Genomic DNA, 11,938 nt, shown 5'->3' with positions numbered 1-11,938 from the left:
GTTTCCGCCGGCAGGCCGGCCGCGACCAGGCGGGCGACCATGTCCCCGACCGTGCGCCCGCCCATGTAGACGACGAGCGTGGTGCGGGCATCGGCCAGACCCCGCCAGTCGAGCGTGTCCGGCAAGGTGCCATGGCGCGAATGGCCTGTGACGAAGCGGACCGACTGGGCGTGATCGCGGTGGGTCAGCGAGACGCCGAGGGCCGACGCCATGGCGAGGGCGGCGGTAATGCCCGGGATCACCTCGACCGCGATGCCCTCGCGGCGCAGACGCTCGATCTCCTCGCCGGCGCGGCCGAAGATCATGGGATCGCCCGACTTCAGGCGCACCACCTGCTTGCCCTTGCGGGCGAATTTCACCATCAGGTCGTCGATATCCTGCTGCCGGCACGAGGCACGGCCACCGCGCTTGCCGACCGCGAGGCAACGCGCCTTCCGGTGCACGAGGTCGAGGATGCCGTCGCCGACCAGATCGTCGAACAGCACGACATCCGCCGCCTGCAGCGCCTTCACCGCCTTCAGGGTCAGGAGATCGGGATCGCCCGGGCCGGCGCCGACCAGCGTGACCCGCCCCGGGCCCCTGGCCGATCCGGGCGGCACGGCAGCGCCGCCCCGGACCAGTTTCACCTCAACCGGCTTTCGCTGTTGAACAGGCATCGATCAGCCTCCCGATTTCCATGCGGCAGGAGCCGCAGTTGGTTCCCGCCTTCAGGCATGAGCCAATGGCGTCGATGGACTGGGCGCCGGCCTTCACCGCCGCCGTGATCTGATTGACCCCGACCGAGAAGCAGGAACAGACAAGGGCGCCCGGATCGGCTGCCGCGTCGCCGCCCCGGCCCGCCAGCAGGCGCAGCCGCTCGGCGCCATCGAGCGCGCGGCCCAATTGTCCGATCAGCCAGCCCCGGGCGATTTCCACCGGCTCCGGCGCGACGAACAGCGCGGCGGACAGCACCCCCGCCTCATAGACCGCGAAACGGTAGAGGCCCCGGGCGACATCGCGATAGGCGAGGACGTCCGCCCCCTCGGCGGGTTCGAGCAGGGCCGTCATCGCCGCCGGCCAGTCGTCCGGCGCATCGGCGCCGCCCAGCTCGGCCCGAAAGCCGCCCTCGACCGGCGCCAGCGCCCAATAGTCGAGGTCCGAGACCACGGGACGGCGGCGGCTGACGGCGAAACCATACCAGGCCGCCTGGAACCGCCGCAGCGAGACCGGGGTGAATTTCGATTCCGGCTGGCCCGAGACAGGATCGACATGGGACGCGACCAGGGCATCGACCCGCGCGCGCGCTGCCTGCTGCCCGGTCCAGTGAATGGGCGCGAAGACGGCGCCCGGGCGCTGGCGCTCGGTGACCAGCACGCGCAGGAGCGCGCCGCCGCGATCGCTCTCGATCAGGGCGAGGTCGGCGGCGGCAAGGCCGAGGGCGCGGGCATCCGCCGGATTCACCTCGACGAAGGGCTCGGCGTAATGGCTGGTCAGGCGGGCGGCCTTGCCGGTCCGCGTCATCGTGTGCCACTGGTCGCGCACGCGGCCGGTGTTCAGGATCAGCGGCCTTGCCGCCGAGGTCTGGCCCCGGGCCGGACGCCAGGGCGTCGCCACGAAACGGGCCTTGCCATCAGGGTGATGGAATTTTCCATCGCCGAAGAAGCGCTGGCGCGGCCCCTGCCCCGCCGGCCGTGGCCAGTGGAACGGGGCGAGGCCCTCGTAACCCGCCACGTCGATTTCGGCATGGGCACCGATATCGAAATCGCGGCGACCGTCATTGCCATGGGCCGAGAGGGCGGCATGTTCTCGGAAGATCGCGGAAGGACCATCCCAGTCGAAGCCGGAAAAGCCCATGCGCCGCGCCACCTCCGCCATCTGCCACCAGTCCGCCCTCGCCTCGCCCGGGGGCGGCAGGAAGGCGCGCTGGCGCGAGATGCGGCGTTCGGAATTGGTCACCGTGCCATCCTTTTCGCCCCAGGCGGTGGAGGGCAGCAGGACATGGGCGTGTCGCGTCGTGTCGGTATCCCGCACCACGTCGGAGACGACGACGAAGGGGCAGCGGCCGAGTGCCGCCACGACCCGATCGGCATCGGGCAGGCTGGCGGCCGGATTGGTCGCCATGATCCACAGGGCCTTGATGCGCCCGTCATGCACCGCCTCGAACAGGTCGACCGCCTTCAGGCCCGGCCTGTCGGCGATACGGGGGGCATTCCAGAAATCCCGCACCAGCGCGCGATGGGCGGGATTGTCGAGCTCCATATGGGCGGCGAGCTGATTGGCGAGGCCGCCAACCTCGCGCCCGCCCATGGCATTGGGCTGGCCGGTGACCGAAAAGGGCCCCATGCCCGGGCGGCCGATGCGCCCGGTGAGCAGGTGGCAATTGATGATCGCGTTCACCTTGTCGGTGCCCGCGCTCGACTGGTTCACGCCCTGGGAATAGACGGTGACAACCCGCTCCGTCGCGGCGAGGAGGTTGAAGAAGCGCTCTACCTCCGCCGGCGAAAGCCCGGTCGTCCGCGCCGTCGTCCGGATGTCGAAGCCGGCGGCGGCCCCCAGCGCCCCGGCGAGACCGCTGGTGTGGCGGTCGACGAAGCCCGCGTCCAGCCGGGGACCGGCGGCGAGATGCAGGAGAAGGCCGTTGAACAGCGCGACATCGGCGCCCGGCGCGATGCCGAGGTGCAGATCCGCCAGTTCGCTGGTCGCGGTGCGGCGAGGATCGATGGTGACGACGCGCATCCCGGGCCGGGCCGCCTTGGCCGCGGCGAGGCGCTGGAACAGCACGGGATGGCACCAGGCGAGATTGGAGCCGGTGAGGACGACGAGATCCGCCAGCTCCAGATCCTCATAGGTGCCGGGGACCGTGTCGCTGCCGAAGGCGCGCTTGTGTCCGGCGACCGAGGAGGACATGCACAGCCGGCTGTTGGTGTCGATGTTGCCCGAACCGATGAAGCCCTTCATCAGCTTGTTGGCGGCGTAATAATCCTCGGTCAGCAGCTGGCCCGAGACATAGAAGGCGACCGAGTCCGGTCCATGGTCACGGATCGCATCGGAAAACGCGCGGGCGACATGGTCGAGGGCACGATCCCATGTCGCCCGCTCCCCGACGACCCGGGGATGAAGCAGGCGGTCGTCGAGGGATAGGGTTTCGCCAAGGGCCGATCCCTTGGAGCACAGCCGGCCGAAATTGGCCGGGTGATCCGGATCGCCCTTGATGGCGACGCGCCCGTCCGCCCCTGGCGTGGCCAGCACGCCGCAGCCGACGCCGCAATAGGGACAGGTGGTGCGCGTCGCCCCGGTCATGACAGCGCGGATCCGATGCGCAGGCGGACGCGGCCCTCGATCAGCTCGACCGCGACCTTGCGCGCGCAGCCCTCGTCGGCGCCCCGGGCGCGGCCGGTCTCGAGGTCGATCACCCAATTGTGCAAGGGGCAGGTCACGCCGCTGTCGTGGACGATGCCCTGGCTCAAGGGGCCGCCCTTGTGCGGACAGCGGTCGTAAAGCGCGAAGACATGATCGCCCGTCGTGCGGAACACCGCGATATCGCCATCCGGCGCCTTGACCACGCGGGCGCCGCGCAGGGGAATGTCGGCGACGGCGCAGACATCGATCCAGGTGGGAAGCATGGCGTTCATCACTCCGCCGCCTCCTGCGACACGAAGGGGGTCAGCGGCGTGAATTCATGGGCATCGAAGCCGGCCACCCGCTCGGCCCAGGGATCGACCTGGGCGAAGCGCTGGGCGAAGAGGAAGCGCGCGGCCAGGGCCTTGCGCCTGTCCGCATCGTCCATGATCTGCGCCCGGATCGATTCCGCGCCGACCCGCTTCACCCATTTGTAGATACGCTCGAGATAACGGGCCTGTTCGCGATAGGCCTGGGTCAGGGCCAGGATGATTTCCACCGCCTCATCCTCGCTGTTCGCGTGGCCGAAGGCTTCGGTGCCCTTGATGTCGAGGCCGGCGGCCCCGGCGAACAGGATGTCGTAACCGGAATCGACGCAGATCACGCCGATGTCCTTGCAGGTCGCCTCGGCACAGTTGCGCGGGCAGCCCGAGACGCCGAGCTTCACCTTGGCCGGTGTCCAGGCGCCCCACATCACCCGCTCCAGACGGATGCCGAGGCCGGTCGAATCCTGGGTGCCGAAGCGGCACCATTCCGAGCCGACGCAGGTCTTCACCGTTCGCAGCGCCTTGCCATACGCATGGCCCGAGACCATGCCGGCGGCGTTCAGATCGGCCCAGACCGCCGGCAGGTCCTCTTTTTTCACACCGAGAAGATCGATGCGCTGGCCGCCCGTGACCTTCACCGTCGGGATGGCGAATTTATCGACGACATCGGCGATGGCGCGAAGTTCGACGGCACTGGTCACGCCGCCCCACATGCGCGGCACCACCGAATAAGTGCCATCCTTCTGGATGTTGGCGTGGACCCGTTCGTTGATGAAGCGCGACTGGCCGTCGTCCGTATAGTCGCCCGGCCAGGCGCAGAGCAGGTAATAGTTCAGCGCCGGCCGGCATTTGGCGCAGCCACACGACGTCTTCCATTCCAGTTCCTGCATGACGGCGGGCACCGATTTCAGGCCCTTGGCCAGGATCAGGCGGCGGACATCGTCATGGCCGAGATCGGTGCAGGTGCAAACGGGCTGCACCGCCGCCCGGGCGAATTTCTCGCCCAGGGTCAGCTGCATCAATTGCTCGACGAGGCCGGTGCAGGAGCCGCAGGAGGCGGAGGCCTTGGTATGGGCCCGCACCTGATCGAGGCTGGTCAGCCCCTTGTCGGTGATGGCGCCGGTGATCTTGCCCTTGCAGACGCCGTTGCAGCCGCAGATCTCCGCCTCATCCGGCAAGGCTGCAACGGCCGCCATAGGGTCCAGCGGGACGCCCCCGGCGAAGCTCTGGCCGAAGATCAGCGTGCCGCGCATGTCGGCGATCGGCGTCGCCTTCTTGAGGAGGTCGAAGAACCAGCCGCCATCTGCCGTCTCGCCATACATGACGGCGCCGATGATGCGGTCTTCCTTGATCACGAGGCGCTTATAGATGCCACGCGCCGCGTCGCGCAGGACGATGTCCTCGCGCCCCTCGCCCTCGGCGAAATCGCCGGCGGAGAAGAGATCGACGCCGGTCACCTTCAGCTTGGTCGAGGTGACAGAGCCTTCGTAAGACGCCGTCGCGTCGCCGGCGAGCTGGGCCGCCAGCACCCTCGCCATGTCGAACAAGGGCGCGACCAGACCATAGCACTGGCCCCGGTGCTCGACGCATTCGCCGACGGCGAAGATGTCGGCATCGTCGGTGCGCATGTGATCGTCGACCAGGAGGCCGCGATTGATGGCGAGGCCCGCGCTTTTCGCCAGCGCAGCGTTCGGCCGGATGCCGACCGCCATGACGACGATATCGGCCGGAATTTCCGTGCCGTCGTCGAGGCGGACGCCTTCGACCCGGTCGGTGCCGAGGATCGAATGGGTATTCGCGCGGCAGATCACGCGGATGCCGCGCGCTTCCATCGCCTGTTGCAGCAGATAGCCGGCGGCCGGATCGAGCTGACGCTCCATCAGCGTCGGCATCAGGTGGAGGACCGTGACCGCCATGCCCCGCATCCTGAGGCCGGCGGCGGCTTCGAGGCCGAGGAGGCCGCCGCCGATGACGACCGCGCTGCCCCCCGCTTCCGCCGCCGCCAGCATGGCGTTCACATCGTCGAGATCGCGATAGGCGACGACGCCGGGCAGCTTGTGGCCGGGCACCGGCACGATGAAGGGGCTGGAGCCGGTGGCGATCACCAGTCTGTCGTAAGGCGTCACGCTGCCGTCCCGCGCCGTCACGGTATGGGCCGAGCGGTCGATGGCGACGATCTCGCCGCCCTTCACCAGATCGATGCGCCGCGCCGCGTACCAGGCATCGTCATGGGTGACGATCTCCTCGAAGCTCTTCTCGCCCGAGAGCACGGGGGACAGCAGGATGCGGTTGTAATTCACCCGGGGCTCGGCCCCGAAGACGGTGATCGAATAGGCATCGGGCGCGGCTTCGGTCAGATGCTCAAGCATCCGGCCGGCGGCCATGCCGTTGCCGATGACGACGAGACGGGCGGTCATGTCAGGCGGCCTCCACCTTGTTGATCGCATGGCGGGCGTAGAGGAATTCCATGACGGCGGCGCGCGCCTTCACATAAGTCGGATTGTCGGCGAGGGTCAGGCGGTTGCGCGGCCGCGGCAGATCGACCGTCAGGATCTCGCCGATGGTGGCGGCGGGGCCATTGGTCATCATCACGATGCGGTCGGACAGGAGCACCGCCTCGTCGACATCATGGGTGATCATGATCACCGTGTTGCCGAGCTGGACCTGGATTTCCATCACCTTGTCCTGCAGCTGGGCCCGGGTCAGCGCGTCGAGGGCGCCGAAGGGCTCGTCCAGCAGCAACACCTTGGGTTCCATGGCGAGCGCCCGGGCGATGCCGACGCGCTGCTTCATGCCGCCCGAAATCTCGCCAGGCTTCCGCTCGATCGCGTGCGACATGCCGACAAGGGCGAGATTGTGCAGCACCCAGTCGCGCCGCTCGGCCCGGCTCCTCGTCTTGCCGTGAACCTTGTCGACCGCCAGCTTCACATTGTCGTAGACCGACAGCCAGGGCAGCAGGGAATGGTTCTGGAACACCACCGCCCGCTCCGGGCCCGGCTCGGAAACTTCCCTGTCCTCGAGCAGGATGGCGCCGGTCGTCGTCCGCAGAAGCCCGGCGACCAGGTTCAGCAGCGTGGACTTGCCGCAGCCGGAATGGCCGATGATCGAGATGTATTCGCCCCTGGCAACCTTCAGGTTCACGTCGCGAAGCGCGACATAGGGACCGCGTTCCGTGTCGAAGGAAACGCCGACCTGTTCGATGGAAAGATAGCTGGACATGATCGGGCCTCCCTCAGGATTTCACGTTGCCGGCGACGAGATCGCCGAGGGCGCCGATCAGCCGGTCGAGGATGTAACCGACGATGCCGACCGCGATCAGGGCGACGATGATTTCGCTGATCAGCGAGGAATTCCACGCATCCCAGATGAAGAAGCCGATGCCGACGCCGCCGATCAGCATCTCGGCGGCGACGATCGCCAGCCACGACAGGCCGATGCCGATGCGAAGGCCCGTGAACATGAAGGGCACGCTGGCGGGCAGCATGATCTTGAAGAAGAACTCCGGCCCCGACAGGCGCAGCACCCGGGCGACATTGCGGTAGTCCTGCGGGATGTTGCGGATGCCGACCGCGGTGTTGAGGATGATCGGCCAGACCGAGGTGATGGCGATGACGAAGATCGCCGAAGGGGTCGCCGCCTGAAACGCGGCGAGCGACAGCGGCAACCAGGCCAGCGGCGGCACGGTGCGCAGGACCTGGAAAATCGGGTCAAGACCCCGGAACGCCAGGCTGGACTGGCCGATGAGGACGCCGAGCGAGATGCCGACGACGGCGGAAATCAGGAAGCCCTGGGCGACCCGGGTCAGGCTGGCGGCGATCTGCCAGAACAGGCCCTTGTCGGTGCCGCCATTGTCGAAGAACGGATCGGAAATAAGGTCCCAGGTATCGTGGATCACTTGGCTGGGCGGCGGCAGGGGCGCGTTGCCGCCCCGGCACAGCAATTCCCAAAGCCCGAGCAGCAACACGAGCATGACCAGCGGCGGCACGACCGCCGCGAGCCGCCGACGCAACCAGCGAAGAACGGCGGCGCGATCGAGGGAGAGAAGCCGGCCGGGCAGGCCGGCGAGGGATTTGGGCATCTGTTCGGTCTGCACGGTCATGGCGCGTCCTTTCCGCTCAGGCGGCCTTGATGGCCAGGCTGGCCAGATAGGCTGCGGGGTTTTCGGGATCGAAGGTCTTGCCGTCGAAGAAGGTCTCGACCCCGCGCGACATCGGCGGCAGGTCGGTGACGCCCAGCGTCTTCGCGGCGTCGAGCCACAGGTCGGCGCGGTTCACCCTGGCGACGGTCGCCTTCATATCGAGGTCGGCGGGCTGGTAACCCCAGCGGATATTCTCGGTCAGGAACCAGAGATCATGGCTCGGGAAGGGGAAGGAGGCATGGTCACGCCAGTATTTCATGATGTGCGGGCTGTTCTCGACCACGCGGCCGTCGCCATAGTCGATCTCGCCCTTCGAGCGACCGAGGATGTCCTCGACCGGCACCTTGAAGTAATCGCGGCCGCCGATGATCGTGCACATTTCTTCCTTGTTCCCGGGCATGTCGCACCATTGCGCCGCTTCCTGCACCGCCATCAGCAGGGCCTTGGCGGCCTTGGGGTTGGCGTCGACCCAGTCGGCGCGCATGGCGAAGGCCTTTTCCGGGTGATCGGCCCACAGCTCGCCGGTGGTCAGGGCGGAGAAGCCGATGCCCTGGCGCACCAGCTGGGCATTCCACGGCTCGCCGACGCAGAAGGCCTCCATCGTGTTCACCTTCATGTTGGCGACCATCTGGGGCGGCGGCACGACGATGGTCGAGACATCCTTGTTCGGGTCGATGCCATTGGCCGCCAGCCAGTAGCGCATCCAGAGATCATGGGTGCCGCCGGGGAAGGTGACGGCGCATTTCACTTCCTTGCCCTCGGCCTTGGCCTTGGCGAAGGCGTCCTTCAGCGGGCCGGCGTTGGTGGTGACGCCGAGCCCCTTGTAGGCTGCGGCGACCGAGATGCACTGGCCGTTCACGTTGAGGCGCGACAGGATGTACATGGGAACCGGCAGGTTGCCCTTGGTCACCCGGCCGGTCGAAATCAGATAGGGCATGGGGGTGAGGATATGGGCACCGTCGATGCCCCCGCCGGCCGAGCCCAGCTCGATATTGTCGCGGGTGGCACCCCAGGAGGCCTGCTTCTGCACGGCGACGTCGGTCATGCCGTATTTGGCGAAGAAGCCCTTTTCCCGGGCGACGATCAGGGGGGCGGAATCGGTCAGGGCGATGAAGCCGAGGATCGCCTTCGGCGTCTCGGGACCCGAGGTTTCGGCGAAGACACCGGCCGGAAAGGCGCTGTTCACCGCGCCGAACAGGGCGGCGGTGGCGCTGGCCTTCAGCACATTGCGACGGGTGATCCCCTTGGATACGAAGCTGCTCACCTGCTGTCTCCCCTGAAACGTGAAGCCAAAACGAAAAAAGCCGCGCGACAGAACCCTTGAGACCTGGAAGGTCGAGGGACTGTCGGCGGCGGTGCCGGTGGGCCCATCGCTGGACCCGATATGAAAGAGGTGCCCGAAAGCTATGAACTTCGCGCGTCACGTCGCCAGACGGATAACCGCCGGGGTTCCTTCGCTGCGAAGCCGGCGGCCGTCATTGGCGCTGCCGGTTGTCGGGCCATCGTTGGTCCTGCATGAATAAAAGCAGGAACCGTGCCAGATCGGGAATGGCCTCACCATTCCATGAATATCAATAACTTATCGAAACAGGCCGAAGCCGCCGGGATTTTCGTCTGGCGCGAATTTCGCCACGGCCCTGTTCAAATATTGTGCAGTGCGATGAAGTTTTGCCTCCTCATCCTTCCAGCGGACCCGGCCCCTTGATCTCGAAACCGGCGACATAATCCTCGATCAGGTCGGGATCGAAGACCCGGCCATCGAAGAAGCCATCGGGGCCGAGGAAGAGCCGGCCGTTGGCGGTCGCGACCGGGGTTTCCATGGTCAGCGTGCCTTCGATCTTGGCGCTGGCATTGGGCAAGGCGATGCCGAGCGGGCCAAGCGCCTTGCGATAGAGATCCGGGCGAATGCTGCGACGGGCGATGTCGAGGGTCGCCGGGGTCAGGTCGATCTGACCCCAGCGCGCCATCTGGCTGAAGAACCACAGGCCGTGACTGATCCAGGGGAAGGTGGCGGCGCGTTTGGCGAAATAGCGGAAATCGGTCACCGCCCGCGGCTGGCCGTCGCCAAGGGCGATGCGCCCGGTCAATCCCGCCATCATGGTCGAGGGCTGCACATCGAGATAGCGCGACGAGGACAGAAGCTCGACCAACTCCGGCGCGTTTTTCGGCGAGTCGCACCAGAGCGAGGCGCGGTGCATGGCGCGCAGCAGGGCGGAAAGCGCCTCCGGGTTCTGTTCCGCCCAATCGGCCCGGGCGCCCAGCACCTTTTCCGGGCTGGACTTCCAGATCGCCGATGTCGTCGTGACGATATGGCCGACACCGGCGACGACCGCGGCGCTGTTCCACGGCTCGCCCACGCAATAGCCATCGATATGGCCGCCGGCCAGGGCATCCGCCATGTAGGGCGGCGGCACAACGGTCAGGGCGACATCGGCGCGAGGATCGATGCCGCAGGCGGCCAACCAGTAGCGCAGGTAATAATTGTGGCTGGAAAACGGATGGACGACGGCGAAGGTCAGGCGGGGCAAGCCCTTGCGCTTGCGCTCCTCGACCACGGCACGCAGCGCTTCGCCCATCCGTTTCGGATCGCCGCCGCTGTCGGCGCCGGCCATGCTCATGCCGTACCAGACGGCGTTGGAAACCGTGATCGCGTTGCCGCCGAGGCCAAGACACATGGGCGTGATCACCGCGCCGCCAAAGGGCGTGAGCCCGAGGGAGGCGGCGATCGGCATGGGCGCCAGCATGTGGGCGACATCGAAATGGCCGAGCGCCACCCGGTCGCGGATGCTGGCCCAGGAGCTTTCCCGCACCAGCACGAGGTCGATCCCCTCCTCCTCGGCGAAGCCCTTGATCCTCGCGAGGATCAGGATGGCGGCGTCGAGCAGGGGGATGAAACCGGCGCGGATGGTCACGGTGGGGCTGGCTGCGGTCATGGCTTCCCTCCCGACAGCAGGTCGGCTGCGGTCAAAACACTCTGGGCGACTTCGGCGATACGGCGGTTCTCGTTCATGGCGGTCCGGCGCAGCAGGGCATGGGCCTCGTCCTCGCCGATGCCGCGCAGGCGCATCAACACACCCTTGGCCCGGTCGATCACCTTGCGCTCCTCGAGGGCGCGCTTGGTGCGGTCCAGCTCCTCGCGCATCCGGGAAAAGGCGTTGAAGCGGCTGATGGCGGTATCGAGGATCGGCTTCAGCCGCTCCTTCTTCAGGCCGTCGACGATATAGGCCGACACCCCGGCATCGACCGCCGCCTCGATCATGTCGCGGTCGGAGCGATCGACGAACATGGCGATCGGCCGGCTGATCGCCCGGCTGACCTGGAACATGTGCTCGAGCACGTCGCGATTGGGGTTTTCGAGGTCGATGAAGACGACATCCGGGTCGGCATCGACGATGGCGCGGACCGTGGGCCGGCTCTCGACGATCACGCGGACATGGGCGTAGCCCGCTTCCCGCAGTCCTTCCTCGATGACGGATGCCCGGATCCGGTTCTCGTCGATGACCAGAATCTTGATATCGGCATCATCCATCGATCGTCGTCACCCCGGGCGGCCAGAATCAATGCCGGCCGCCTCTCAAGGTCGATGGTTGCAGTGCGGCAATCAATTGGCAACAAGGCCAATGCCGCGCCAGGTCAGTTCTCCGGGCAGAAACCAGCCAATTCGTCCGCGCTCAAGCGGCCGTTGTGATCGCCGTCGAGCGTATCGAAGCGGCTCTTCACCCGGGCTTCAAGTTCCGTCCTGTCGACCCTGAAGTCGAGATTGGTGTCGGCCGCCATGATCGGATCGGGCTGGGCCCGGAAGCCGGAATCCAGACGGCGGGCGGCGCCATGGCCGTCCTCGGGGCTGCCGCCCCGTTTCTTGCCGCCGCCGGGCGTCATGTCGTCTCCGCCCGATCCGGGCTGCTGGCGCAGTTTTCGGTCGGCATAGGCTTCAGGGGCGATGCGCCCGCGCCAGGCTTCGATCTCGATCGCGGTCAGATAGCCGTCATGACTGGCGTCGATCTCGGCCAGCAGGCTGTCGGCATCGGCGACGGCTTCGGCCAGCGACAGGGCGCCGTCCCGGTCCCCGTCGCCGGCGGTCAGCCATGCGCCCAGCAGGGCCGGACAGTCGGCCGCCTCCCCGCGCGACAGAAGGCGCCCGGCCAATGTCGTCACC

General features: G+C 67.3%; 10 protein-coding genes. All 10 read right to left on the bottom strand.

Annotated elements, in window-relative coordinates; genetic code table 11:
- On the bottom strand, positions 1–656 hold a 656-nt coding region (cobA, locus tag WAZ62_RS21180; RefSeq protein ID WP_422645519.1), incomplete at its 3' end, for a uroporphyrinogen-III C-methyltransferase.
- Positions 628–3,279 (bottom strand): molybdopterin-dependent oxidoreductase, encoded by a 2,652-nt coding sequence (locus WAZ62_RS21175; protein ID WP_422645518.1) that lies wholly within the window; start codon positions 3,277–3,279, stop codon positions 628–630. The genes WAZ62_RS21175 and cobA, both read right to left, overlap by 29 nt.
- Positions 3,276–3,611: a nitrite reductase small subunit NirD gene (gene nirD / locus WAZ62_RS21170; RefSeq protein ID WP_422645517.1), complete on the bottom strand. Its 336-nt coding sequence runs from the start codon at positions 3,609–3,611 to the stop codon at positions 3,276–3,278. The genes WAZ62_RS21175 and nirD overlap by 4 nt, the downstream gene beginning before the upstream one ends.
- On the bottom strand, positions 3,611–6,061 hold the full coding sequence (gene nirB / locus WAZ62_RS21165) for a nitrite reductase large subunit NirB (protein WP_422645516.1): 2,451 nt from the start codon (positions 6,059–6,061) through the stop codon (positions 3,611–3,613). The genes nirD and nirB overlap by 1 nt, the downstream gene beginning before the upstream one ends.
- Before the next feature lies 1 nt (position 6,062).
- A complete protein-coding gene (locus WAZ62_RS21160; RefSeq protein ID WP_422645515.1) occupies positions 6,063–6,863 on the bottom strand; it encodes an ABC transporter ATP-binding protein in 801 nt (266 codons plus the stop codon).
- 13 nt (positions 6,864–6,876) lie between these two features.
- Positions 6,877–7,743 (bottom strand): nitrate ABC transporter permease, encoded by an 867-nt coding sequence (gene ntrB, locus WAZ62_RS21155; protein ID WP_422645514.1) that lies wholly within the window; start codon positions 7,741–7,743, stop codon positions 6,877–6,879.
- Between the two features lie 16 nt (positions 7,744–7,759).
- The gene (locus WAZ62_RS21150; RefSeq protein ID WP_422645513.1) at positions 7,760–9,046 is read right to left on the bottom strand and encodes a CmpA/NrtA family ABC transporter substrate-binding protein; all 1,287 of its coding nucleotides are present in this window, start codon (positions 9,044–9,046) and stop codon (positions 7,760–7,762) included.
- 412 nt (positions 9,047–9,458) lie between these two features.
- Positions 9,459–10,715 carry a CmpA/NrtA family ABC transporter substrate-binding protein gene (locus WAZ62_RS21145; protein ID WP_422645512.1) on the bottom strand — a complete coding sequence of 419 codons (1,257 nt, stop codon included), beginning with the start codon at positions 10,713–10,715 and terminating at the stop codon, positions 9,459–9,461.
- Positions 10,712–11,311, bottom strand: coding sequence for an ANTAR domain-containing response regulator (locus tag WAZ62_RS21140; protein WP_422645511.1), 600 nt, complete (start codon positions 11,309–11,311; stop codon positions 10,712–10,714). The genes WAZ62_RS21145 and WAZ62_RS21140 overlap by 4 nt, the downstream gene beginning before the upstream one ends.
- 104 nt (positions 11,312–11,415) lie before the next feature.
- A partial coding sequence (locus WAZ62_RS21135) for a hypothetical protein (protein WP_422645510.1) occupies positions 11,416–11,938 on the bottom strand: 523 nt, incomplete at its 5' end.

The sequence above is a fragment of the Zavarzinia sp. genome (genome assembly GCF_049306435.1).
Lineage (GTDB): Bacteria > Pseudomonadota > Alphaproteobacteria > Zavarziniales > Zavarziniaceae > Zavarzinia.
The sequence above is the reverse complement of the archived record's forward strand: the minus strand, read 5'-3'. Positions and strand labels throughout refer to the sequence as shown.

Coding starts and splice junctions, on each gene's coding strand:
- WAZ62_RS21140 (WP_422645511.1), bottom strand. CDS start 11,311: ATGGATGATGCCGATATCAAGATTCTGGTCATCGACGAGAACCGGATC.
- WAZ62_RS21160 (WP_422645515.1), bottom strand. CDS start 6,863: ATGTCCAGCTATCTTTCCATCGAACAGGTCGGCGTTTCCTTCGACACG.
- WAZ62_RS21145 (WP_422645512.1), bottom strand. CDS start 10,715: ATGACCGCAGCCAGCCCCACCGTGACCATCCGCGCCGGTTTCATCCCC.
- nirB (WP_422645516.1), bottom strand. CDS start 6,061: ATGACCGCCCGTCTCGTCGTCATCGGCAACGGCATGGCCGCCGGCCGG.
- nirD (WP_422645517.1), bottom strand. CDS start 3,611: ATGAACGCCATGCTTCCCACCTGGATCGATGTCTGCGCCGTCGCCGAC.
- WAZ62_RS21175 (WP_422645518.1), bottom strand. CDS start 3,279: ATGACCGGGGCGACGCGCACCACCTGTCCCTATTGCGGCGTCGGCTGC.
- ntrB (WP_422645514.1), bottom strand. CDS start 7,743: ATGACCGTGCAGACCGAACAGATGCCCAAATCCCTCGCCGGCCTGCCC.